Below are 23,375 nucleotides of genomic sequence, written 5' to 3'. Positions count from 1 at the left end.
AATGGGGCACAGTTTGTCGCTAGCCTGAAACGCTTGCCTCCCCGGATGAGGGGCCTGCCAATCCCGGTCGGCCGCGATACACTGAGGAGCCGATCCCCCACATTTGCCAAGGTGCGCCATGAGTTCCCAACCCTCTCTGCTCTCTTTTCTCGGCTCTCCCCTGCTCGGGGTGGCCGCCACCTATGTCGACCCCGCCAGCAAGGAGACCGGCGTCTACATCTGCGGGGTCGAGATCCAGCCAGACAACGAGCTGCTGCTGACCTTCCCCAAGGGACACCAGCTGGCGGTGGGGGAGAAGATCACCCTGCATCTGGACAACCGCACCGGGGTCGACGAGTACGACGCCTCCTTGAGCGTCTATCGCGTCTCCTACAAAGGGGTGATCGCCCGCACCGCTCCGGACAGGGTGCAGGTCACCCCGCTGCAGTTCGAGCTCTGGTACGGCAACCGTGTGGTCTACGGCTTCGCCCAGCCGGGCTATCAACATCCGGCCGATGAACGCCCCGCTCGCGAGCTGCCCGTCACCCCGCTCACCGGCCTGCCGGTGCCTGACTTGCGTGAGGTTGAGAACAAGATCGGAGTGCTGGTGACCCGGGCCCAGTCCCAGCCCCACACCACTGTGCTGGCGTTTCTCTCCTCCGATGAGGACGACATCTTCTTCATCACCTTCCCCGAGACCTTCAAGTCGCAGTTGCTCAAGCGGGACGGCCGCTGCCACTTCGCCATCGACTCGCGGGCGGTGTTCACCTACACCCGCGCCATCGAGTGGAACTACACCATCATCGCCGCCGATGCTTACCAGATCCCGCAGGATCACCCGCTGTTCGAACCTATCCGCGCCGCCTTCGTGCAGAAGAACCCGTGGGAAGTGGGCTTTTTCAGCCACCCGCAGGTGGAGCTCTACCACCTCAAGGCCCGCCAGGTGGTCTGCCCGGGCCGGGCAAAAGAGTAGGCCCAGCCGGGCGCGAAAGGGGATAAGATGGCCTGCGGTTGCCCATGACAAGGAGTGAGAAACAGATGCAGCAGGTCGTTTATGTGGCGAGCCCCGCCAGCCAGCAGATCCACGTGTTTGCCCTGGCCGCTACTGGGGAGCTCACGCCATTGCAGGTGGTCGACACCCCGGGCCAGGTCCAACCGCTGGTGATCAGCCCGAACGGGCGCTGGCTCCATGCCGCCGTGCGCCCCGATTTCGCCCTGATAAGCTATCGCATCGAGGCCGATGGCCGGCTGGAAACGCAGGGAGCGGCACCGCTGGCGGGCAGCGCCTCCCACACCGCCATCTCGGCCGACGGCCGCTTCCTGCTGGCGGCCTCCTATGCCTTCAATCAGGTTACCCTCTCCGCCATCGACGCCGACGGCCGGGCAGAGCCCCCCCACCAGCAGCTCGACGGCTTGCAGGCCGCCCATTCGGTCACCCTGCTGCGTGCAAATAAACAGGGCGAGCAGGAGGTGCTGGTCGCCTGCCTCAAGGAGGATTGCATCCGCCGCTTTCTGCTCTGCAAGGAGGGGAGGCTGCGCCCCCATCCGCTGGGGGATCTGGTGACCGCCAGCGGCGCCGGGCCGCGCCATCTGACGCTGCACCCGAGCAATGGCGACCTCTATTGCCTCAACGAGCTCGACTGCACCATCAACCGCTACCGACCCACCGCCGATGGCGGGATCCGGCTCTGTCAGAGCCTCTCCATGCTGCCAGCCGGTTATCAGGGGGAGCGCTGGGGGGCGGATCTGCACGTGACACCCGACGGGCGTTTTCTCTACAGCAGCGAGCGGGCCAGCAGCCTGCTGACCCAGTTCGCCATCGCGCCGGATGGCGAGCTCGGCGTAGTCGGCCACTTCCCGACCGAGACCATGCCCCGCGGTTTTGCCATCGACCAGAGCGGCCACTGGCTGCTGGCGGCCGGGCAGGCTTCCCACCAGCTGGCGGTGCATCGCATCGACCCAGTCAGCGGCACCCTGACCCTGCTGGCACGCTATCACGTGGGGGACGGGGCCATGTGGGTGATCGTACTGGCACGCCATCAGCCATGATCAACAGACAGCAAAAAGCCATGGCAATGCCATGGCTTGCAAACCAGCGCACAGGGTTACTTTGCGGAGATCTCTGCCAGAAAACCGACCAGGCGTTGCCAGGCAAGGGCATCGGCTTCGGCGTGGTACCTGTCTGATCCAAACACACTGAATGCGTGAGGGGCGCCACTGTAACTGGTCGCTTCATGGCTGATGCCGGCCCTCTCCAGCTCGCCGATCAAGGCGGCAAACTGCCCCAGGCTGACCGCCTCGTCAGCACTGCCATGCTGTATCAGCACACGTCCCCTGACCTGTTGGTAGTTCTGACCTGGCGGCGTCTCCAGCCCGCCATGCACGCTCACTGTACCGTGCAGCTCCGCCCCGCTACGGGCCAGCTCCAGCACGGCGGCACCTCCGAAACAGTAACCGAGCGCCACGACCTTTTCCGGTTTGCCTCCCAACCTCGTGGCCTCGGCCAGCGCCCCGACGAGCAGGGCCCGCATGCTCGCCCTGTCCTGGTATAGCGCCCCTGTCAGCCGCTTTTTATCCTCCACCGCAGTGGGTCTCACGCCAACGCCGAACAGATCGGCGGCAAACACCCGGTAACCCAAGGCCGCCAGCATGTCGGCACGCTTCATTTCATACCCGGTCAACCCATCCCAGTCATGGACCAGCAGCACCAGGGTTGACTGCTGACTGGCCCCCGCCAGATGATAACCTTCGAACGTCCTCCCTTCGACCTGATACCTGACGGACCCGGCCTGCAATCCTCCTGCCCACAGAGCCCAAAACAGGACAAGCATCCTGGTTATTCCCATCATCCACTCCTCTGCCTGGACGGCCAGCTCGCTGACGCCCGGCGATCACACCCTGAACTGTTTGAGCAGGCTGTCCAACTGAGCCGACAGCTGGCGCAAATCACTGCTGGCATCGGCTACCTGCCCCACCCGCGCCGCACTGTCGTTGTTGAGCCCGGCGATGCGATTTACACTGTTGCTGACCTCTTCCGCCACCGAGTGCTGCTCTTCCGAGGCCTGGGCGATATACATGTTCATTTCACGGATAAGGCCTACCTGGGTCTTTATCTTCTCAACCGAAAGCTGCACGTCGGCGGCTTGCGCCCCCGCCTGAGAGGCCTTGTCCTGACTTTGCTGCATACCAGAAACCAGATTGTGGGTCGCCTGCTGCAGGCGCGCGATACTGGCACTGATCTCCTCGGTCGACTGGCGTGTACGGCCAGACAGCGTTCTTACCTCATCGGCCACCACGGCAAATCCGCGCCCCTGATCCCCGGCTCTTGCCGCCTCTATGGCAGCATTGAGAGCCAGCAGGTTGGTCTGTTCGGCAATGCCGTTGATCACTTCGATGATGTTGCCGATGCTGCTGCTCTCGCTCGACAAGGAGCGGATCAGGTTGGCGACACGCTCCACCTCGCCGACCAGCTGATGAATGGCTTCATTGGCCTGGCCGGCCAGCTTGTAACCCTGCTCCACATAGAGGCTGGCTTCATCGGTCGCACCGGATGTCTTGACCGCATTGCCCGCCACTTCCTGTACCGCATGGCTCATCTGGGTGATGGCGGTCGCGACCTGATCCAGCTCTGACTGCTGTTCAGCGCTGCCGTGCCGGGTATCGGTCGCCAGCGAATCGCACAGCTCCGCCGTCTGCAAGACGCCTGCCGACAGGGTGTTTATCTCCGACACCGTCCCCTGCAGCTTGGCAATGAATTGATTGATGTTGCCAGCCAGCGCCCCCATCTCGTCATGCCGGCGGATCTTGAGGCGCTGGGTCAGATCCCCATCTCCCTGGGCCAGATCGAAGACTGCGGAGTTCATCTGCCGCAAGGGGCGCAGCACATTGCGATGGATCAAGACCATCAGCAACAGGATGATGCCGACGTCCAGCACCACTATCTGCCAGACGGTGGTGATGAGCAGATGGCGCAACTGGATCAAAATGGCCCGATCACTGCTGACCACCAGCAGATTGGCCACCGTCTTGAGCTGGCCGTTGTCGTCGTAGACCAGCTCATGGCTGGCATGGCTGCCCAGATCGGCAGGCAGCTTTGCCACCACCTGAATTTCACCGGCATCATCACGGACAAACCCCGCAACCAGCTTGTCCTTGTTGACCACCAGCAGGCTGCTAAGCGCATCCGTGGCCAGCTCGGATTTGAGGGATGCCTCGACAAAAGCCGATTCGTAATTCCACAGCGGACCAGGCAAGGAGAGCTGCAACCGGCTGATGGCCTGCTCGACCATCTCGGCCTGTCTGCGGTAGCTCTCCTCCCTGGCGGCGTTGTAGTTATACCCACCAAACAACACCAGCAGCAGACTCACCGACAGGGAGGTCAGCACGGCAATCCTGAACGTCAGACTATTCCAACCCATGGTTCCCTCCCGATATCGGCAACGACGTCTTGTTACAACTTAATGGTACTTGGCATTGATCTTGTCGATGGTGCCATCCGCCTTCATGGCGGCCAGGATCTCGTTGAGCTTGTTGATGAGCTCATCCGGGGCTTCCTTGTTGAAAGCCAGGCTCATCTGGGTTTCCTTGAACACAAACACCGGCTTGGGACTGGACGTCTTCTCCTGGGCGGCCAGATAGGGGGCCAGGTACTCCCCGGTCGCCCAGAGATCGATGCGACCAGCCTCCAGTTTCTTCACGTTGGCGGTATCGTTGGCCGCCAGTTGCAGCTTGCCAAACCCTTGCGCCTTGAGATATTCGGCAGCGGCATCACCGTTGTAGCCCCCAACCGAATACTGCTTCGCATCTTCCAAGGAGTTGACCGTGATGGTGGAAGATGGATTGGCAAAGAAAACCCAGTTGTTGTTGACCAGCGGCCCGACCCACTTGAAGAGGGTTTCCCGCTCCGGCGTGCGCGTGGTGGAGTACAGGGCGGTATTGGGCGTGCTGAGGGTATCTTCGTAGGCACGCTTCCAGGGCATCATGCTCAGCTTGTATTCGACCCCGGCCCGCTTGAACAGCTCCTCCACCACCTCCGTGGAGAGGCCGACTATCTTGCCACCCTCCCCCTGCATGTTGAACGGCGGATAATCCTCGGTCATCACGTTCAAGGGTGCCGCCTGTACGGCTCCCAGCGCCAGCACCGAAGAGGCCGAGAACAGGGCGCTTTTCCACAACAGTTGATATTTCATTGCAACCTCACTTTGCTCACAGCTCGTCCCTCAATGTCCGCACCGGTCGATGAACGGACCCTTTTGACCCTTACCGGATCGTGCCGGCTTGCACGGTTTGCCGCGCCTTCGTCATGTCGGCGGCAAGCAGATGGGGTGGTTTCGCAGGGTGTGACGGCCAGAACAGCATCATAAGAAGAGAGGAAGATGCATCCCATGATGGGGGGCGTAAACGCCTCTTTTTTTCATACTGATCCGCACAGCACAGTGTCAAACCTGACCTTTAGCAAAGGTCAGGAACAGGGATCCGTCAAATGGTGCCCTGGCCAGACAGGCTTCATTCAACCCCCATCTTGAGGCTGGCGGATACTCTCGGACGACAACGCCTGCCGGCGAGCAAGCTATTGACTTTATACGTATTAACGCCTCCGCCGGCCCAGCGATGCGTCAGATGGCGGAAAAGAGAGAGGCCACCCTGAGGTGGCCTCTGCAAGACAGGGATACGCCGTCCGTTGACTCAATCCTTGGCGCTCTCCATGGCACCCTCTTCGGAGTGCTGGGGCAGGATGAGGTTGAGCAGGATGGCGGCCACCGAGGCCAGACCCACGCCCGCCAGGGCGAAGTCACCGATCTTCATCTCCAGCGCGCCGACACCCACGGTCAGGGTCACCGCCACGATGGCGATGTTGCGCGACAGCCCCAGATCCACCTTGGACTCCACCAGGGTCTTGAGACCGATGGCGGCGATGGATCCGAACAGCAGCAACATGATGCCGCCCATCACCGGCATCGGGATGGAGGTGAGCAGGGCGTTGAACTTGCCGAAGAAGGCCAGAATGATGGCGAACACCGCGGCCCAGGTCATGGTGACCGGGTTGAAGTTGCGGGTGATCATCACGGCACCGGTCACTTCGGCATAGGTGGTGACGGGAGGGCCACCGATGAAGCCGGCGAAGCAGACACCGATGCCGTCACCGGCCAGGGTACGGTGCAGACCCGGGTTCTTGGTGTAATCCTTGCCGGTCACGCCACCGATGGCCAGCACGCCACCAATGTGTTCGATACAGGGGGCGATGGCTACCGGCAGCATGAACAGTGCCGCAGCCCAGTTGATCTCCGGGGTCACGAAGTGGGGCAGCGCCAGCCAGGGGGCGTTGACCATGCCGTCGAAGCTCACCTGACCCATCAGCACGGCAGAGACATAGCCCGCAATCACGCCACACAGGATGGGGATGAGCTTGATCCAGCCCTTGCAGAACACCGCCGCAATCAGGGTGACCGCCAGCGAGATGCCGGCCAGGGTCAGCGCCGTCGAGGCAGGCATCACCTGCTCACCGCCGGCACGGCCCATGGCCATGTTGCAGGCCACCTGAGCCACCGACAGGCCGATCACCATGATCACCGGGCCGATCACCACAGGCGGCAGCAGCTTGTGCACAAAGCCCATGCCGCGGGCGCGAATGAGCGCGGCCAGGATGAAGTACATGAAACCGGCGGCAAACAGACCGAACATGGTGGAGGGCAGGCCCCAGGTCTGGGTGGCGTAAATGATGGGGGCGATGAAGGCAAAGCTGGAACCGAGGAAGATCGGGACCTGGCGGCGGGTGCAGAGCTGGAACAGCAGGGTGCCTACACCGGCGCCAAGCAGGGCCATGGAGGGGTTCAGTCCGGTGAGCAGGGGCACCAGCACCATGGCACCGAAGGCGACAAACAGGATTTGCAGCCCGGCGACGCTTTGCTTGACTAAGGAAAACATGGATGTCCTTAATTTTTTGATAACTGACAGGGATATTTGACACTTTTCAGTTATCACAAGACTTTTTCAAGGCATTGGATGAGCCATTCGGCGTCATTTGTTGCCTCTTACTGCTTGGGGAGGGCATGAAACTGGCTTTTTAGGCGGGATTCGTTGCTACAAGCATCGAGGAAGCGATTTTACGCACTTTTATGGCCGACGCCAATCGTTTTTCCAAGCTGTTTTGTTTGTCAATGGCTCCCCTGCCCCTCCATCAGCCCGCCCTATACTTGATGACGTGAACCCAGCCGGACAAGGAGTCCCCCATGTCACTGCCCGCTTTCAAGCCCAGCCAGCGCCGACTGCTGGTGGGTTCGGCCATCGCCCTGGCCCTGTTTGCCACCCCGCTGAGCTATGACTTCAGCCACCATCAGTGGCAGGTGAATCAGGCCTATGCCAAGTCCTGTTTCGTGACCGGCACCCGCATCCTGATGGCCGACGGAGAGGAACGTCCCATCGAGACCCTGCAGGCCGGTGAACGGGTGCGGGATCAATATGGCTGCAGCAACCTCATCCTCGCGGTCGAGCGGGTGCTGCTGGGAGCGCGCCGGCTCTACGGGCTCAACCGGCTGGCTCCCTTCTTCACCGCCGAGCACCCCTTCCTGACCACCCGCGGCTGGGCGGCCATCGCACCGGCCATGACCCGCACCGAAAACCCGACTCTCGCCGTGCTGCCGCTCTTTACCGGCATGCACCTGCTGGGATGGTCGGAGCACGGCAGCGCAGGCAACCTGGCGCAGGCTCCGCAGCCCGCCCTGCTGCTGGTGGAGTCCCTCTGCTGGATTGATGCCCCGCCCACCACGGCACTGTTCAACCTGATCCTGGATGGCAGCCACAGCTATATCGCCAATGGGCTGATCGTTCACAACAAGGATGGCGACGGCAATAGTGGCAGCGGTGGTGGTAGCAGTGGTGGTGGTGGAAGCAGTGGTGGAAGCAGTAGTAGTGGTGGTGGTGGCGGCAGTGACAGCGACGGCGGCAGCAACAGTGGCGGCGGCAGTGACAGCGATGGTGGCAGCCATGGCAGTGACGACAACGGCGGTGGGGAGCACGCCGGCGGCGAGCAACATGCCGGAGGGGATCGCCATGCCGGTGGCGAACAGCATGGCGGCGGGGAGCGCCACGCCGGCGGCGATCGTCACGGTGGTGGACGAGGCCTGGGCAATGGCCTCGATGACAACGGAGTGGATGCCGTCGATGCCAACGGCAACGAGATCCGAGGTGACGGCACGGTCGACGACAACGGCATGGATGCCGTCGATGCCAACGGCAACGAGATCCGGGGCGACGGCACGGTCGATGACAACGGCATGGATGCCGTCGATGCTGACGGCAACAAGCTGCGGGGGGATGGCACGGTCGACGATCGCGGCCAGACCCTGACCGATGCACAGGAGCAGGCCCTGATCCAGCAAGGGTTCAACAGCAAGGAGCAACCATGAGCCGTTATCTGTTGATCTGCCTGGCGCTTTGGCTGTCCGCCTGTGCCAGCCAACCAGCCGCCCCGCTCTACCGCCAGATGGACAAGCAGGACGTGACGCTCGCCAACCAGGCGCTGGCCGAGGCGCTGCAAACCCGTCCCAAGGGTCAGAGCCTCACCTGGTTCAACCCCGCCAGCCGCCACTCGGGCAGCGTCACGCCGCTGCGCACCTTTCGCCATCCCAACGGCCTCTGGTGCCGCGACTATCGCGAGCAGCTCTATATAGGCCAGGCCAGCCAGCAGTGGCAGGACACCGCCTGCCGCAGCAAGGCGGGGCACTGGCTGCCGCTGCGCGGCTGACAAGATAGCTGACCGCTCAAGGTGACAAAACAAGAGGGGTGGCCATGGCCACCCCTCTTCTATTGCAACTATTGCAAGTGCAAGCTTGCGTCCGTCATACCCGGCGGTAGGGCAGATAGACCGGCTCCCACATGTGGTTGAGAATGTGCTGCTGCAGATCCTGACCGATCAGCGGGTGGGAAGGATCCCGCCGCACTATGTCCTTGAGCACCGCCGTCGCTACGTGCACCGAGATGCTGCGCAGCTCGCGAATGCGCGGATAGACGGCCCCCTTCGCCAGGTCCACCTCGCTCACGCACTCCGCCAGCGCAAAGGCCGCGGTGGTGAAGATGTCCGGCGTGATCTCGCGGATCTGGCTGACGATGGCTGCCAGGCCCACCCCCGGGAAGATGAAGACGTTGTTGCCCTGGCCGACCCGGAACTCCTGCCCCTCGTAGTGCACATCCTTGAACGGGCTGCCGGTGGCGACGATGGCCTTGCCCTGGCTCCAGCGATAGATGTCCTCCGGCAGTGCCTCGCAGTTGGCGGTCGGGTTGGAGAGCGGGAACACCATGGGACGCGCACAGTGGTTGAGCATCAGCTGGATATGCTGCTCCTTGAAGGCGCCACCGGCACCGCTGGTGCCCAGCAGTACCGTGATGGGCACGTGGCGCAGCACGTCGGTCAGGTTGGCCTTGCCGGGCACTTCGGTGTCCCAGCCCGACAGCAACAGGCCCGGCTTGGCGTAGCGGCGCTTGTATTCGTCCAGCCCCTCACGGTTGTCGCACACCAGCCCCTGGGTATCCAGGATGTAGATGCGATCGCGGGCCGCCTGGGGGTCCAGCCCTTCGCGGATCATGCCCGCACAGATCTGATCCGCCACCCCGACCCCGCCGGCACCGGCGCCATAGACCAGGTAGTTCTGCTGGCCCAGGGTCTCGCCCTTGACCTTGACCGCCCCTATGATGCCCGCCAGCACCACGGCCCCGGTCCCCTGAATGTCGTCGTTGAACGACGGCAGGGACTGCTGATAACGGGAGAGGTTGTTGAAGGCGTTGGACTTGCTGAAGTCCTCCCACTGCAGCACCGCATTGGGGAAGTGGCGCTTGACCCCGGCCACGAACTTGTCGATGAAGTCGTCGTACTCCTTGCCACGAATGCGCTTGTGGGGCTGACCCAGATACATGGGGTCATCCAGCAGCGCCTGGTTGTCGGTGCCCACGTCCAGCGCGATGGGCAGGCAGCAGGCGGGATGGATGCCGGCACCCAGGGTATAGAGGGAGAGCTTGCCGATGGGGATGCCCATGCCGCCCACCCCTTGGTCACCGATCCCCAGGATCCCCTGGCTGTCGGTCACGACTATGATGCGCACCGACTTGGCATCGAGATGACGGGCCAGGGAGCCCATGTCCTCGACGTTCTTCGGGGTGATGTAGAGGCCGCGCGGCTTCTGGAAGCGGTGGCTGAACTCCTGGCACGCCTTGCCCACGGTCGGGGTATAGATGTAGGGGGTCATCTCCTCCACGTGGCGCGCTAGCAGGGCGTAGAACAGAGTCTCGTTGCGATCCTGCAGGGCCCGCAGATTCTGGTACTTCTCGATGTCACTGCAGGCGCTCAAAAAGCCTTGGTAAACCCGCTCCAGCTGGGCTTCAAACGTTTGAACCTGGGGAGGCAACAGGCCGTCGAGCTCGAAGTCGGCGCGCTCCTGTTCGGTGAAGGCGGTACCCTTGTTGAGGTTGCGATCGTTGAGCAGATCGGTGCCAGTCAGTGCAACGGGGCGAAAATCTTGTCCCTGTGCATCTTTCCACAGCAGATATTGTCCGGTAGCCATAGTCATTCTCTTTGATTTACGTGAAATTGCCGTTCGGCAGGAGAGCAAGACTCATAATGAAATCAATCATATGACGTTTGGTCGTTTCATTTTGTGAGCTTGGGCATACCCTGCTGCCAAAAACCGTGGCAGGACGGGCTTCGGCCTCATTCAGACCATTCATATCGGTTAAGTTGCGCGCACAACAAAGGGGCGCCGCAGCGCCCCTTCTCTTTCATCCTGATGTTATGGTCAGCCTCAGCCTGACTTGTCCGCCTTGGGCTCGTCGAGCTGGTGCTTCACCTCTTCATACCAGAGGTCGTGGTGTTCCCTGGCCCAGGTCTCGTCCACCTCGCCGGTCACCATCCCCTCCAGCGCCCCTTCCAGCTGGAACAGGCCCATGTAGATATGGAAGATGAAGCCGCAGATGAGGATCAAGGCGCCTACGATATGGATGAAGCTGGCCCACTCCATCTGGCGGCGCAGCTGGCCGAAGATGGGGAAGTCCAGAAACAGCCCGGTCGCCACCACGATGCCGCCAAACCAGATCAGCAGCCAGAAGATCGCCTTCTCGCCACCGTTGGAGAAGCCCGCCGAGGGGTGACTCCCCTTGTGGGGCCCCAGCATGCCGCCCGCCTTCATGAACCAGCGCACGTCCACCATGTTGACGATGTTGTGGCGAAACCACTTGATGAGTACCCCGAGCAGGCAGAGGAAGAAGAGCGGCCCCACGTAGTTGTGGAACACCTTGGCGAACCAGATCCAGTTCTCCCACACCCCGATGCTCACCACCGGCTTGATGAAGTGCTTGCCATAGATGATGGCCAGCCCAGACCCGGACAGGGTCAGGAACATGCCCGCCGTGGTCCAGTGCAGCGCCCGATCCAGCCGGCTCCAGCGCTTGAGCTTGCGCCCGGTGCGCGGTTTGGAGAGCTTGGTCGGCCCCACCGCCCAGTACATCAGGCCGCACATGGCGAGCGACCCGAAAATGGCGATGGCACCGAGCGGCGACACCCACTTGGTCTTCACCTCGAACCAGAGCTGGCCCGGCACCGAGATGAGCACCCCGTGCTCCGGCGAGCGGGAGGTGGTCACCCCCTCCTGCCCGTCCTTCACCGCCCGCCAGTAGTCGGCGCCGGCAAAACCGACCGCCTCTTTCTCGGCGTCGGCGAAGCTGGCGGTACTCACCAGCAGCAGAGCGGCAAACAGGGCCATTAGCCAGGTTTTCATGCCGCCCCTCCCTTGCCCGCCTTGCTGGCGTCGTAAAACAGCTCTTCACCGCTGCCCCAGCCCGCTTCCTTGGCGCCGCGATAGGCGACCCGCTCGCGGAAGATGTCGGAGATGACCTGCGCATCCCCCGCCAGCAGCGCCTTGGTGGAGCAGAGCTCGGCACACATGGGCAGCTTGCCCTCGGCGATGCGGTTGGCTCCGTACTTCTGGCGCTCCGCCTCGCTGTGATCCTCTTCCGGGCCACCGGCGCAGAAGGTGCACTTGTCCATCTTGCCCCGATCGCCAAAGGCGGCGGTCTTCGGGAACTGGGGCGCCCCGAACGGACAAGCGAACAGGCAGTAGCCGCAACCGATGCAGAGATCCTTGTTGTGCAGCACGATGCCGTCGTCGGTGTGATAGAAGCAGTCGGCCGGGCAGACCGCCATGCAGGGGGCGTCGGTGCAGTGCATGCAGGCGACCGAGATGGAGGTCTCACCCGGCAGGCCGTCGTTGAGGGTCACCACCCGGCGGCGCTGGATGCCCCACTCCAGGGCATCGTCGTTCTCGTTCTTGCACGCCGTCACACAGCCGTTGCACTCGATGCAGCGCTTGGTGTCACACATGAATTTCATTCTGGCCATGAGATCAGGCTCCTACTTGGCGAAAACGGCACAGGGTGACCTTGGTCTCCTGCATCTGGGTAACCGGGTCATAGCCATAGGTGGTGACTATGTTGACCGATTCGCCCAGCACATAGGGGTCTGACCCTTCCGGATATTTGGCGCGCAGATCCTGGCCCTCGAAGTGGCCACCGAAGTGGAACGGCATAAAGGCGAGCCCAGGTTTGACCCGCGGGGTCACCAGCGCCTTCACTTTCACTCTGCCCCCTTCCGGCCCCTCGACCCACACATCCTGACCGTCGCGCACGCCGACGTCGTTGGCATCCGCCGGGTTCATCTCGACGAACATCTCCTGCTGCAGCTCGGCCAGCCAGGGGTTGGAACGGGTCTCGTCGCCGCCCCCCTCGTACTCCACCAGACGGCCGGAGGTGAGGATGATCGGGAACTCCTTGCTGACGTCCTTCTCCTGCACCGAGGCGTACTGGGTCGGCAGGCGCCACAGGCTCTTGGCGTCCGGCCAGGTGGCGTAGTCGGCCAACAGATCCCGGCGCGGGGTGTAGAGCGGCTCGCGGTGCTTGGGCACCTGATCCGGGAAGGTCCACACCACGCAGCGCGCCTTGGCGTTGCCGTAGGGTACGAAGCCGTGCTTGATGGCCACCCGCTGGATGCCGCCGGAGAGGTCGGTCTTCCAGTTGCGCCCCTCGGCTTCTTTCTTCTCGGCCTCGGTCAGCTCATCCCACCAGCCAAGCTGTTTCAGCAGGTCGGCGGTGATCTCGGGATAGCCGTCCTCCACCTCGCTCCCCTTCGGCCAGGAGTCTTCGGCGAGCAAGGAGACGCCCTGATACTCGATGCCGAAACGGGCACGGAAACCGCCGCCCCCTTGCGAGACCGGAATGCTGGTGTCGTAGAGGATATGGCTGCCGGGGTGCTTCATCTCAGGGGTGCCCCAGCAGGGCCAGGGCAGACCGTACACTTCGCCGCTGACCGGCCCCCCTTCGGCCTTGAGGTTGGTCTTGTGGAAGGTGTGCCAGTTCTGCTGGTGCGCCTTGAGCCGCTCCGGGCTCTGGCCGGTGTAGCCCACGCTCCACATGCCGCGGTTGTACTCGCGGGTGATGTCTTCCAGCAGTGGCTCGTTGTTCTCCACCTTGATGTGCTTGAACAGCTCATCGGCAAAGCCGAGCTTTTTGCTCAAGAGATACATGATCTCGTGGTCGACCTTGGATTCGAACAGCGGCTCGACCACCTTGTCGCGCCACTGCATGGAGCGGTTGGTGGCGGTGACGGAGCCATAGGTCTCGAACTGGGTGGTAGCCGGCAGCAGGTAGACGCCGTCGGTACGATCGTTCATGACGGCGGCGACGGTGGGGTACGGGTCGACAATCACCATCATGTCGAGCTTTTGCATCGCCTTCTTCATCTCCGGGCCGCGGGTCTGGGAGTTGACCGCATGGCCCCAGTAGAACATGGCGCGGATATTGGCACCCTGCTCGATGAGATCGGCGTTCTCCAGCACACCATCCACCCAGCGGGAGACCGGAATGCCGTTGTTGTTCATCGGCAGCTTGCCGTTGTAGGCCTTGTTGTCAAAACGGGCCTTGATCCACTCGTAATCCACATCCCACACCCGGGCCCAGTGCTTCCAGGAGCCCTCTTCCAGCCCGTAGTAACCGGGCAGAGAGTCTGAGGTGACGCCAAAGTCGGTGGCACCCTGCACATTGTCGTGACCACGGAAGATGTTGGTGCCCGCCCCGCTCTTGCCCACGTTGCCCAGAGCCAGTTCGAGGATGCAGTAAGCGCGGGTGTTGTTGTTGCCGGTGGTGTGCTGGGTCCCCCCCATGCACCAGACCACGCAGCCGGGGCGATTGTCGGAAAGCAGCTTGGCGGCGCCATAGACCTCTTTTTCATTGAGGCCGGTCACCCGCTCCACTTCGGCCGGAGTCCAGCGCGCCACCTCTTTTTGCACCTCGTCCATGCCAAAGACGCGGGTGCGGATGAACTCCTTGTCTTCCCAGCCGTTCTTGAAGATGTGCCAGAGCATGCCCCAGATAAAGGCGACGTCGGTGCCCGGGCGCAGGGAGAGGTACATGTCCGCCTTGGCGGCGGTACGGGTGCGACGCGGGTCGACCACCAGGATCTTGCAGCCGTTGCGCTCTTTCGCCAGCAGGATGTGCTGCATGGCGACCGGGTGGGCCTCCGCCGGGTTGGAGCCGATAAACATGATCGACTTGCTGTTGTGCATGTCGTTCAGGCTGTTGGTCATGGCGCCGTAGCCCCAGGTGTTGGCGACGCCAGCGACCGTGGTGGAGTGGCAGATCCGCGCCTGATGATCCACGTTGTTGGTGCCCCACAGGGACGCCATCTTGCGAAACAGGTAGGCCTGCTCGTTGGAGTGCTTGGCCGAGCCGAGCCAGTAGACGCTGTCGGGGCCAGACTCCTTGCGCAGGCGCAGCACTTCGTTGCCCACCTCTTCGATGGCCTGATCCCAGCTGATGCGCTGCCACTTGCCGCCCACCAGCTTCATCGGGTACTTGAGGCGACGCTCGCCGTGGCCGTGCTCGCGCAGGGCCGCCCCCTTGGCGCAGTGACCGCCCAAGTTGAAGGGATGATCGAAAGCCGGCTCCTGACCGGTCCAGACGCCGTTTTGCACCTCGGCATAGACGCCGCAACCCACCGAGCAGTGGGAGCAGATGGTGCGCTTCACCTCGACCGGCACCCCGGCCGCCACGGTCTTGGCCTCGGCCCGCTGCATCATGACCGGCGCCAGCCAGCCGGCTGCCACGGCGCCACCGGCCACCAGACCGGAATTGACCATAAAGGCGCGACGGGTCAGCCCCTGACCGCGAGCGTTTGCATTACTCTGCAAGTGGCCCTGCTCGCCCGCCTGGGGCTGCTCGGCACGTTTCGTCAGTTTCATGAGTTCTCCTTCACTGAGCCGGCTCAGTCGGTGCCGCGCAGGGTGCGATAAAAGTCGTGAACATGGGGGGTCTCCCGATAGCCCTTGTCAGGCTCGGTGTCGTGGGTCAGCACCTCCTTGCCCACCACCCGGCCGGTGGCACCGGCCAGCACGCCTATGGTGGCAACCACCCCCACCCCCTTGATCAGATTGCGGCGGGACGGGTCTTTCAGCTGTTCATCGCTCATCTTTCTGTGACCTCTGTTGTTATGGTCGGCTGCGGTGAGCCGGTTTTGCTATGAGTGGGCGGCGCAGCGTCATGCCAGCGTCACCACCGGGCTGCCAAAGGGCAGGCGCAGTTCCTGTTCCAGTTTGAAAAAGTCTTCGGCAAGGGCCCCGACCGCCCGGTAGAAGCTGCCCCCTTTCGCCTGTTGCTGATCGCGGCAACAGGCGAGTACCCAGGGGGCAAGGTGGCGCTCATAAAAGCGGTTGCGATCCGGATGCTGCTCAGCAATCAGTACCGCCATCACCTCACAGAGGGCGGCCAGGTGATCTTCCGGCTCGCACACCCCGCTCTGGCGCTCGAAGCCGAGGGACTGCAGATCGGCGCGCAGCACTGCCAGCGGCAGCTCCATCAGGGAGCCGGTGAGATACCAGGAGGCAAACGGCACGATCTCCCCGCGCCCCAGCCCGATAAAGAGATCCTGATACTCCTCGGCAAGCTCGTGCTCGTGGTGGCTGCTGGCCGCCAGTTGCACCAGCCCCAGCCCTCTGGCAAAGGGGCCTGGCATGGCCTGCAACCCTTGCAGCCAGGCGAGCTGTTCACCACGGGGGGCGGCGCGCCAGAGACTCGCCAGCAGGGCGTAGAGATCGGCGCTGCTCTGTTCCAGTTCGGTCATGGTCAGTTCGCCAGCCTTTTCGTTATGTTGTTCACTCATCACTGGCCCCTCACACCTTGAGCTGGGAGACGGGATCCGCCGCCAGCGCCGCAAACACATCCTTGACCCGACAGTCCTCGCACATCAGCAACCGCTGGGCGGCCTCGTTCTGGAAGTGGGAGTGACCGGCCAGTTTTTGCTGGATGCGGCGGATCATCGAGGCGGGCGCGAACGGCTTGCCGCAGCGAATGCAGCAGGCCGCCTCTTCGGCTTTGAGGCTCTGCACGGCGCGGCGTGCCTCGGGCACCGGTTGCAGACGGGGCACCAGTACGATGGCCTGCTCGGGGCACGCCTTTTCGCACATGCAGCACTGGATGCAATCCTGCTCGATAAAGTTGAGACCCGGCGTGTGCCCCACCGCATGCAAGGCGCGGCTCGGGCAGACCGCCACGCAGCCCATGCAGAGGGTGCAGTCAGCTTCTTTCAATTCAACGCTGCCGTAAGGGGCGCCGTGTGGCACAACCAGCGGCTCGCGGCGCCCCTCGTTGGCCTGCCAGAGGGCATCGAAGGCGGCAAACAGGTTCTCCCGTTTGTCTCCTTTGAGCGGTTTGTCCAGCAGGGCTGCGGCTGGCTCGCCGGAGATCGGCTTATCTTGTTCGGCATCCGGGTTAAACAGGGCGATGCGGTCTGCTGTGAGGCCGGCGCCCGCCAAGAGTACGGCAGCGCTCGCCAGCTCCCGCTCAACCAATGCCCGGACGCTGGCGGGGACGTCGTCGCCCAGTGCAATGCGCACCGCGCTGGCGCCATAGGCGAGGGCGGCGAACCAGCTCTCGATGCCTAAACTGGCGCTCTCCTCCACCCAGATCGGCAGCCAGTTGGCGGGCAAGCGGGTGAGTTCCGTTTCCACCCATTCGCGATCGTTCTCACCTGAGATCAGCAGTTGCGGCGCGTCGCCCCCCGCCTCCCGGTAGTGCTTGAGCAGGCGAAAGAGGTAGTCGCCGCTGGTATTGGCATCGGGCTGGTGATAGGCAATCGCCCCGGTCGGACAGGCCGAGGCGCAGCTGCCAAAGCCCTGACAGAGATGGGGATCGATCTGGATGCGGCCATTGACGGGCTTGAGCGCATCTGTCGGGCAGACATCGAGGCAGCGGCTGCAACCGGGCACGCCGCGGGCGGTAAAGGCGCAGGCCTCGGGGTCTAGGCGAAAATAGCGCGGCTTGTCGAAGATACCGGTCAGCGCACAAAGCTCGGCAAGCCGTTCGGCCAGCCCTTGGTCATCAAAGAGATGCAGATAACCGACCGGCGGGCGCTCCAGCGCAAAGAGCGGGGCGCGGCCCAGATCGGCCACCAGATCGAAGCGCGGTTCGCTACCCACCGTCGCAGGTTGTGGAAAGCAGAGCGCAGCCAGAGAAATACGCTCCCCCTGCCCATTGAGGCCGGTGAGCTGGAACTGGCCGAGATACCCTGTCAGGCTCGGCTCGCGCAGGGTCAGGGCCGCGAGGGATGCGGTGGCATCAAAAATGGTTTCGAGATCGGCCGCCTCGGCATCGTGGACCGCTTCGCTCACCAGCAGGGTGGGCTTCACTCCGGCGGGCAGCAGGCTGGCGGCGCGGCGAATCCGATCTTCCGGGCCGACCAGCAGCAGGCGCCCCTGACTCTGGTAAGAGACAGTGGCCGGGATCAGGTTGTCGGTCTTGACCGTGTGCTGCAGGGCATGGGCGCGGGCACGTTCGTTGCGCGCGGCCACGCCATCGGCGGTCAGAGTTGCGACGGATGTTGTTATGGGTTGTTCGATGCTCACATGCACTCCTGTGCGCGCCACCTCGTGGGATGGCGTGCTTGTTGGTCAGCTGGGAGAGCAAGAGCCGAGCCAACTCCCCCAGGAAAAAAGTGACTGGCAGGGAGTCAGGATCCCAAATGCTCCATCTCCCCACCCTTGGTTGGGACATTTTGTCCATCGCGGTCAACCAAAATGTCCCGATCGTCGGTGTGGGTTTGAGAATGGTTATCAGCCAACCCTTGCGGCTCGCTGGTTATGGCCGTGGCGGCCACAATCGCCGGTTCGGGTGCGGCAGCGGTTGAGTGAGGCGCTTCGTCATCCGGCGCCGTCGCCTGCTCCACCAGCCAGTTGCGCAGCCCGGCGCTCAGGGCTGCGGGCAGCAATTCGGGCTGGCTGAAATCCTGGGTGTAGTCGTCGAGCCCATCCGGCTTGTGGCTGCGAAACATGGCCCGCAGCGCCTCCTTGTCAGGGAGCGCTGGCTTCTCTGAGGAGGCCATTTGGGGTTCTGATCCGCGCGGCTTGTCCCCTTCGATGGGGAGCGGAATATCACTCCCCTTGTCAGTGCTGACTACGGGGCTATCCAGCGCAGTATCTGGCATGTCACCTTCACCACTGCCTTCGATGGGGGTCGCAAGCACCTCGGGGGTGGCCTCTTCCCTCGGCTGCAATGGCTGATGCTTGCGCGCCTCGCTCTTGCGAGACGACCAGCGCTTGAGGAACTCACTCATGGGCGCTGTTTCCGCTGTGGCGACCATGCTCACGGCCATCGGGGCCGGTGGCCTTGACGGCACCGCAGCTGGCTTGATCCTGGCTATCGACCCCCAGCTGATCCTGCGCCCGCCCCTTGCCCTTCTTGCCCTTGCGACGGGCCTCCAGCAGCTCGCCGTGACGGCCGATAAAGGCCTCCACCCAGGCTTGCAGCGCCTCGGGCAGCGGACAGGAGAGCACCTGCCGCTCGCCATCCATATAGGCGGCGGCCACGGTCTGACTCAGGGTGAGGCCATCGGCCACAAAGCCACTGTCCACGCGGCTTCCGGTGACACTTCCGGTAACAAAAAGGCGGGGCGAGCCGGAGCTCAGATTGAAGCGATAATCCCCCCGCTCATCGCGAAACAGGGTAAGGGGCAAGGCACCTGCAGCCTCGGGCTCGGCGGGATGGAGCGCCGCTATCTCGAAACGGCGGCTCTGCCAGCGGCCAACCTGGCTGTCGATGGCCTTTAACTCCAGTTGCAGCCAGCGCTGCGGGGAGAGGGGTTTGGTTGTCTCTTGCACTGTCACGGCTCCCATCAGAAGGTCTCTGCCGGGCCGCCCTCCCCCGTGAACCACCCAGTTCGAGGCAGATCAGAGCAGGAGATTTATGGCGGCCACGGCCATCAATGGGCTAAGACATAGCAAGAGTGGGGCCAAGGCGAATCAACAAGCTACATTTGGCAACACCATAACTTACAGTTTGGGATAATTCTAAATACGACTATTTTTCAAGATTGTTAATTGCTTGAGCAAGTGACTCCTCAACTAAAACACTAATTTTATAACCACTAAGTTTTCCGGAAAGCCCTTCTCTTTTCTTATTAAACAGAAAGAAAACCTGTTTTAACCAATCTAACTCTGACATCAACTCTCGATGAAAATCGAGAAAGGAATAGCGCTCATCAAACATATGCTTAATGTGCCTTATATTATTCCCTGTCAAGGATAAAACTCTATCAACAAACTCTCTAGGCTCAATAAACTGTAAGACAGGTATTTTATAATACATGTTTTCACTATTATTACTAAGTATTAGCCTTAATTTGAACAACTCTACATTATCACTAATTAAAGTTAGCAATTCATTTGCCACATTAGTAAGATTACGATTTTTAGACTCTTGAATTTTCTCTCCTAAATACTGATCAAACTGTCTAAATTCATCAACATTACTCCCCACATAAGCTAGGCCATCCCAACCAGTATCATGATCATAATAACTTCTATCTTTAAGCTCATAAGGCAAAAGATTTGACTGAAATAAATAGTCTACATACGCCTTAAAGTAAGTTAATAAATCCCCCTTACTTCTATTGACAAGATTTATACTAGACAAATAAATGTATATACCCGCGAGATGTTTAACAATAAGATAATTTTCATATTTTTTACTATCCAAGTTATCCAATACTGTTTGTCTAAGATCCTCAAACTCAACATCAGTCAAATTAAGAAAATGCCATAATTTCCGCCAGTCCTCCATTACTATAATTTTGTAAAATTTATTTTCTTCTATTGATTTTTTCAATACATCTTGCTCTACCATTCCTTTTTCAAAAAAATCACTCCAAATAAAGCCCTCCATAATAAGGTCACTAAAATCTATAGTTTTATACTTTGAAGACAATATTGAGTATAGTGATTTGTCTTCATTAATGATGTCATCGAAAATACTCTCTTGAATTTTCGTCAACTGACTTATTTCATATTTAGCGCTTCGACTTTCAAATGAAAAGCATAGGAAAATTTTAAGCAACTCGACTTTCATGGCCACTTTATCAAATGAAGAGTCAGGTAGTACGTTATATATACGAGAGAAGTCCCAAAGAGCTTGCTTCAAATTCCTTAAGTTTTTACATCCGGAATCATGATAAATATTAACAATTTCACTACGACAATATTGATAGAATGATTTCAATGATTCAGGTGTCGCATCGATAAAAGCATCTAATGCCAGATCAATATCTGGCTCAATTTTGAAAGTTCTACCTATAAGCTTTTCTTTTGTTCTTAAATAATGTTTATCATCATCTCCGCCACTTTTTATCTCGCTTTCATTCGCTATTAAAACAACCTTGTAACCATGATGCTCAATAAATTGATTGATATACCCAAGAAGGTCTCCAATATTTATAGAACACCTTTCAATGTCATCAAAAACCAATATATATCCGCTAGTGTTTTTTAAGTAGCTTGGCAAACCTAGACTGTCTAATGAAAGATTAGTGGCAGTTTCTTTGTCACCATTACCATCTAAATCCAGCTTTATTGTGGCTTTAAGCGTACTTTTCAATATTTTTGCTGTTATCTTCATTCCCCTTGAAGATAACACCGGATGCATTTGCTCAAAAAATGCGTCTTCTATTTCAGAAAAGTTGCTCATTCCATACAGACTTACATATAGATACTTACCTGAGCTTCCCTTTAAATCATTCAGCGCCTTCTGAATAAACCAACTTTTACCAGCGCCCCACTCTCCATCGATAAGAATGGCATACTCGGGAGACTGCTCAAGATTAAAGTAATATTTAAGAAAATCATTAATATGCTTATTTTTCTCTATCATATAATTCTCTAAGGAAAACTATTTTCAATCATTCAGCTTGAAACAAAATTAGATTTAAAGCATCTATCCAGATGCCCAATGGTGCATCACTTCAGTCATGTATTACTACTGAATATTTAGTCCTTTTACAACTCTCTATAGTTCAGAACAACTTCCTGATTAACACATTTCTTTCATTGCGATTTTCGCGAAGATAGTCTGGAACAAAACTTGCTGTATCCCTCCCCTTAGATCCCGGCAACCGGTCGCGAGGGGCCCATGACACCGACCTTTATCAAAAGCAATGCCGCAGCCCAGCTCACCATGGCCGTCGAGGTGATGGATGAGCAGGGCACGTTGCAAACCCGCCAAATCGCCTGTGAGCGGCCACTGACGGTCTACCTCAACTGGAAGGAGATCGTAACCCTGATGACGCTGGGTGCCCGCCCCGAGGCGCTGGTGCTGGGTTACCTTAAAAATCAGGGCTTTATCGAGGATATTTCGGCCATCGAGTCGGTGATCGTCGACTGGGAGAGCGAGGCCGCCGCCGTGGTGAGCAGCCAGCAGGCCGACGATCTCGACAAATCCCTGGAGAAGAAGACGGTCACCTCCGGCTGCGGTCAGGGCACCATGTATGGCAGCGTGATGAAGAAGCTCGAAGGGGTGGTCTTGGCGGCGCCCGAGCTTAAACAGAGCACCCTCTATGCCCTGCTCAAGGCGCTGTCGGCCCATAACGAAACCTACAAGATGGCGGGAGCCGTGCATGGCTGCGCCATCTGTCGCGGCAACGAAATCCTCTCCTTTGTCGAGGATGTGGGGCGCCACAATGCGGTGGATACCCTGGCGGGCGAGCTCTGGATGAGTGGCGAGAGCGGCCACGACAAGATCTTCTACACCACAGGGCGGCTCACCTCGGAGATGGTGATCAAGGTGGCGCAGATGGGCATTCCGGTGCTGCTGTCGCGCTCCGGCGTCACCCAGATGGGGCTGGATCTGGCCCGCCAGCTCGGCATCACCATGATTGCCCGCGCCAAGGGGCGCCATTTCGAGGTATTCAGCGGCCACGACCATATCGTGCTGGACGAGAAGCCGCCGGTGCTGGCACCCAGTTCGGCCGGTCGCGGGATGCGGGATTAAACCATGAACGAGTTGATGAGTACCCAGCAGATCGCCCTGTATCTCGATCAGACCAGCCAGAGGGTCAAACGCAAGCCATGAACGAGTTTATGAATGTGAAGCAGGTGGCGGAATACCTCGATCTCAACGAGAAGAAGGTCTACCAGCTCGCCAACGAGGCGCGCATCCCCGCCACCAAGGCGACCGGCAAGTGGTTGTTTCCGCGCTCTCTGCTCGATCGCTGGCTGCTCGGCAGCTGCCACGAGGGGGTGATGAACGACCGCCTACTGCTGGCGGGCTCGGACGATGTGCTGTTGCACTACGCCAGCAGCCGGCTAGCCCAGCAGCTCGGCACTCAGGCGCTGGTGGGTTACACCCCGTGCGGCACAAGGCAGGGGCTGGCGATGCTGGCGCGCGGCCACGTGGATCTGTGCGCCATCCACTGGGGCCAGGCCGAAGAGGCCCACCTGCGCCACCCGGCGCTGGTGCAGCAGTATCAGGGCCACCGACAATGGGTGATCGTACATGGATTTCGCCGGGTACAGGGGCTGGTGCTGCGCCAGGGGCTGCAACCCAAAGAGGCGAAAGAGGCGCTCGACTGGCGCTGGGCCATGCGCCAGGAGGGGGCCGGCAGCCAGCGCGCCCTGCAGGAGTGGCTGCAAACCCAGGGGGAGTCGCTGACCCGGCTGGAGCGCACCCTCGAGGTCAACAGCGAGCGGGAGCTGGCCGCCGCCATCAGCCGCGGCGATGCCGATGTCGGGCCCGGCGCCCAGAGCACCGCCACCGAGTTCGGCCTCGACTTTATGCCGCTCTCCCAGGAGTGCTTCGATCTGGTGATGCCGCAGGGGGTCTTCTTTCGCACCCTGCTGCAGCAGCTGATCGGCTGGCTGCAATCCCCCGAGGGGCGCGAGCTGGCGGCCCGCCTCGGCGGCTATGACCTGACCCAGAGCGGCAAGCTGGTGTGGAGTCCGCAGTAAGTATCCCCTCACTCGCCCGTAAAAAAGCCCGCCACTTATTGGCGGGCTTTTTTGTGCCTCACTCTCAATTGCGACAGTCACATCCCTCCCCCCTTG

Annotated in this window: 20 protein-coding genes; 6 read left to right on the top strand and 14 right to left on the bottom strand. The window is 60.4% G+C overall.

Going from position 1 to position 23,375, the window contains the following annotated elements:
- Positions 1 to 118: 118 nt before the first annotated feature.
- A complete protein-coding gene (locus ACB031_RS06725; RefSeq protein ID WP_371139235.1) occupies positions 119 to 952 on the top strand; it encodes a hypothetical protein in 834 nt (277 codons plus the stop codon).
- 65 nt (positions 953 to 1,017) lie between these two features.
- Positions 1,018 to 2,028: a beta-propeller fold lactonase family protein gene (locus ACB031_RS06720; protein WP_371139234.1), complete on the top strand. Its 1,011-nt coding sequence runs from the start codon at positions 1,018 to 1,020 to the stop codon at positions 2,026 to 2,028.
- 56 nt (positions 2,029 to 2,084) lie between these two features.
- Here the strand turns inward: ACB031_RS06720 and ACB031_RS06715 are convergent, their stop codons facing one another.
- The 4 genes from ACB031_RS06715 to ACB031_RS06700 all read right to left on the bottom strand — a co-directional run bounded on the left by ACB031_RS06715 (position 2,085) and on the right by ACB031_RS06700 (position 6,903).
- Positions 2,085 to 2,825 carry a dienelactone hydrolase family protein gene (locus tag ACB031_RS06715; protein WP_336290747.1) on the bottom strand — a complete coding sequence of 247 codons (741 nt, stop codon included), beginning with the start codon at positions 2,823 to 2,825 and terminating at the stop codon, positions 2,085 to 2,087.
- 45 nt (positions 2,826 to 2,870) lie between these two features.
- A complete protein-coding gene (locus ACB031_RS06710; protein WP_005303170.1) occupies positions 2,871 to 4,397 on the bottom strand; it encodes a methyl-accepting chemotaxis protein in 1,527 nt (508 codons plus the stop codon).
- 39 nt (positions 4,398 to 4,436) lie between these two features.
- Positions 4,437 to 5,168, bottom strand: a complete 732-nt coding sequence (locus tag ACB031_RS06705; RefSeq protein WP_005303172.1) for an ABC transporter substrate-binding protein — start codon at positions 5,166 to 5,168, stop codon at positions 4,437 to 4,439.
- Positions 5,169 to 5,664: 496 nt separating this feature from the next.
- Positions 5,665 to 6,903, bottom strand: coding sequence for a uracil-xanthine permease family protein (locus ACB031_RS06700; RefSeq protein ID WP_019839748.1), 1,239 nt, complete (start codon positions 6,901 to 6,903; stop codon positions 5,665 to 5,667).
- Positions 6,904 to 7,208: 305 nt separating this feature from the next.
- Here ACB031_RS06700 and ACB031_RS06695 point away from each other — a divergent pair, with 305 nt between their 5' ends.
- The gene (locus tag ACB031_RS06695; protein ID WP_371139233.1) at positions 7,209 to 8,384 is read left to right on the top strand and encodes a hypothetical protein; all 1,176 of its coding nucleotides are present in this window, start codon (positions 7,209 to 7,211) and stop codon (positions 8,382 to 8,384) included.
- On the top strand, positions 8,381 to 8,722 hold the full coding sequence (locus tag ACB031_RS06690) for an RT0821/Lpp0805 family surface protein (RefSeq protein WP_124250877.1): 342 nt from the start codon (positions 8,381 to 8,383) through the stop codon (positions 8,720 to 8,722). Before ACB031_RS06695 ends, ACB031_RS06690 begins: the two co-directional genes overlap by 4 nt.
- Before the next feature lie 94 nt (positions 8,723 to 8,816).
- Here ACB031_RS06690 and ACB031_RS06685 read toward each other — a convergent pair whose 3' ends face one another.
- The 10 genes from ACB031_RS06685 to ACB031_RS06640 all read right to left on the bottom strand — a co-directional run bounded on the left by ACB031_RS06685 (position 8,817) and on the right by ACB031_RS06640 (position 21,207).
- Positions 8,817 to 10,532, bottom strand: coding sequence for an NAD-dependent malic enzyme (locus ACB031_RS06685; protein ID WP_010633297.1), 1,716 nt, complete (start codon positions 10,530 to 10,532; stop codon positions 8,817 to 8,819).
- Between the two features lie 237 nt (positions 10,533 to 10,769).
- A complete protein-coding gene (locus ACB031_RS06680; RefSeq protein ID WP_371139232.1) occupies positions 10,770 to 11,741 on the bottom strand; it encodes a formate dehydrogenase subunit gamma in 972 nt (323 codons plus the stop codon).
- A complete protein-coding gene (gene fdh3B, locus ACB031_RS06675) occupies positions 11,738 to 12,361 on the bottom strand; it encodes a formate dehydrogenase FDH3 subunit beta (protein WP_011706855.1) in 624 nt (207 codons plus the stop codon). The genes ACB031_RS06680 and fdh3B overlap by 4 nt, the downstream gene beginning before the upstream one ends.
- 4 nt (positions 12,362 to 12,365) lie before the next feature.
- Positions 12,366 to 15,254, bottom strand: coding sequence for a formate dehydrogenase subunit alpha (locus ACB031_RS06670; RefSeq protein ID WP_371139231.1), 2,889 nt, complete (start codon positions 15,252 to 15,254; stop codon positions 12,366 to 12,368).
- Positions 15,255 to 15,277: 23 nt separating this feature from the next.
- Entirely contained in the window at positions 15,278 to 15,481 is a 204-nt protein-coding gene (locus ACB031_RS06665) for a transcriptional initiation protein Tat (protein ID WP_005303194.1), read from the bottom strand.
- A gap of 69 nt (positions 15,482 to 15,550) precedes the next feature.
- Entirely contained in the window at positions 15,551 to 16,171 is a 621-nt protein-coding gene (locus ACB031_RS06660) for a molecular chaperone (RefSeq protein ID WP_371139230.1), read from the bottom strand.
- Between the two features lie 10 nt (positions 16,172 to 16,181).
- Positions 16,182 to 17,912: a 4Fe-4S dicluster domain-containing protein gene (locus ACB031_RS06655; RefSeq protein ID WP_371139229.1), complete on the bottom strand. Its 1,731-nt coding sequence runs from the start codon at positions 17,910 to 17,912 to the stop codon at positions 16,182 to 16,184.
- A gap of 104 nt (positions 17,913 to 18,016) precedes the next feature.
- Positions 18,017 to 18,619 (bottom strand): DUF3306 domain-containing protein, encoded by a 603-nt coding sequence (locus tag ACB031_RS06650; RefSeq protein ID WP_371139228.1) that lies wholly within the window; start codon positions 18,617 to 18,619, stop codon positions 18,017 to 18,019.
- Entirely contained in the window at positions 18,612 to 19,178 is a 567-nt protein-coding gene (locus ACB031_RS06645) for a DUF3305 domain-containing protein (protein WP_010633290.1), read from the bottom strand. The genes ACB031_RS06650 and ACB031_RS06645 overlap by 8 nt, the downstream gene beginning before the upstream one ends.
- Before the next feature lie 184 nt (positions 19,179 to 19,362).
- Positions 19,363 to 21,207, bottom strand: coding sequence for a P-loop NTPase fold protein (locus ACB031_RS06640; protein ID WP_371139227.1), 1,845 nt, complete (start codon positions 21,205 to 21,207; stop codon positions 19,363 to 19,365).
- Positions 21,208 to 21,465: 258 nt separating this feature from the next.
- Here ACB031_RS06640 and ACB031_RS06635 point away from each other — a divergent pair, with 258 nt between their 5' ends.
- A complete protein-coding gene (locus ACB031_RS06635) occupies positions 21,466 to 22,323 on the top strand; it encodes a formate dehydrogenase accessory sulfurtransferase FdhD (RefSeq protein WP_208201013.1) in 858 nt (285 codons plus the stop codon).
- A gap of 89 nt (positions 22,324 to 22,412) precedes the next feature.
- On the top strand, positions 22,413 to 23,279 hold the full coding sequence (locus ACB031_RS06630; RefSeq protein WP_017765083.1) for a helix-turn-helix transcriptional regulator: 867 nt from the start codon (positions 22,413 to 22,415) through the stop codon (positions 23,277 to 23,279).
- Positions 23,280 to 23,375: the final 96 nt, after the last annotated feature.

This window comes from Aeromonas sp. S8(2024) (genome assembly GCF_041403085.1).
Classification (GTDB): domain Bacteria; phylum Pseudomonadota; class Gammaproteobacteria; order Enterobacterales; family Aeromonadaceae; genus Aeromonas; species Aeromonas dhakensis.
Note: the sequence above shows the minus strand (reverse complement) of the source record. Positions and strands in the feature narration are given on the sequence as shown.

Excerpts from the sequence above, each read along its gene's own strand:
- ACB031_RS06725 (WP_371139235.1), top strand. The coding sequence starts at position 119 with ATGAGTTCCCAACCCTCTCTGCTCTCTTTTCTCGGCTCTCCCCTGCTC.
- ACB031_RS06720 (WP_371139234.1), top strand. The coding sequence starts at position 1,018 with ATGCAGCAGGTCGTTTATGTGGCGAGCCCCGCCAGCCAGCAGATCCAC.
- ACB031_RS06715 (WP_336290747.1), bottom strand. The coding sequence starts at position 2,825 with ATGGGAATAACCAGGATGCTTGTCCTGTTTTGGGCTCTGTGGGCAGGA.
- ACB031_RS06710 (WP_005303170.1), bottom strand. The coding sequence starts at position 4,397 with ATGGGTTGGAATAGTCTGACGTTCAGGATTGCCGTGCTGACCTCCCTG.
- ACB031_RS06705 (WP_005303172.1), bottom strand. The coding sequence starts at position 5,168 with ATGAAATATCAACTGTTGTGGAAAAGCGCCCTGTTCTCGGCCTCTTCG.
- ACB031_RS06700 (WP_019839748.1), bottom strand. The coding sequence starts at position 6,903 with ATGTTTTCCTTAGTCAAGCAAAGCGTCGCCGGGCTGCAAATCCTGTTT.
- ACB031_RS06695 (WP_371139233.1), top strand. The coding sequence starts at position 7,209 with ATGTCACTGCCCGCTTTCAAGCCCAGCCAGCGCCGACTGCTGGTGGGT.
- ACB031_RS06690 (WP_124250877.1), top strand. The coding sequence starts at position 8,381 with ATGAGCCGTTATCTGTTGATCTGCCTGGCGCTTTGGCTGTCCGCCTGT.
- ACB031_RS06685 (WP_010633297.1), bottom strand. The coding sequence starts at position 10,532 with ATGGCTACCGGACAATATCTGCTGTGGAAAGATGCACAGGGACAAGAT.
- ACB031_RS06680 (WP_371139232.1), bottom strand. The coding sequence starts at position 11,741 with ATGAAAACCTGGCTAATGGCCCTGTTTGCCGCTCTGCTGCTGGTGAGT.
- fdh3B (WP_011706855.1), bottom strand. The coding sequence starts at position 12,361 with ATGGCCAGAATGAAATTCATGTGTGACACCAAGCGCTGCATCGAGTGC.
- ACB031_RS06670 (WP_371139231.1), bottom strand. The coding sequence starts at position 15,254 with ATGAAACTGACGAAACGTGCCGAGCAGCCCCAGGCGGGCGAGCAGGGC.
- ACB031_RS06665 (WP_005303194.1), bottom strand. The coding sequence starts at position 15,481 with ATGAGCGATGAACAGCTGAAAGACCCGTCCCGCCGCAATCTGATCAAG.
- ACB031_RS06660 (WP_371139230.1), bottom strand. The coding sequence starts at position 16,171 with ATGAGTGAACAACATAACGAAAAGGCTGGCGAACTGACCATGACCGAA.
- ACB031_RS06650 (WP_371139228.1), bottom strand. The coding sequence starts at position 18,619 with ATGAGTGAGTTCCTCAAGCGCTGGTCGTCTCGCAAGAGCGAGGCGCGC.
- ACB031_RS06645 (WP_010633290.1), bottom strand. The coding sequence starts at position 19,178 with ATGGGAGCCGTGACAGTGCAAGAGACAACCAAACCCCTCTCCCCGCAG.
- ACB031_RS06640 (WP_371139227.1), bottom strand. The coding sequence starts at position 21,207 with ATGATAGAGAAAAATAAGCATATTAATGATTTTCTTAAATATTACTTT.
- ACB031_RS06635 (WP_208201013.1), top strand. The coding sequence starts at position 21,466 with ATGACACCGACCTTTATCAAAAGCAATGCCGCAGCCCAGCTCACCATG.
- ACB031_RS06630 (WP_017765083.1), top strand. The coding sequence starts at position 22,413 with ATGAATGTGAAGCAGGTGGCGGAATACCTCGATCTCAACGAGAAGAAG.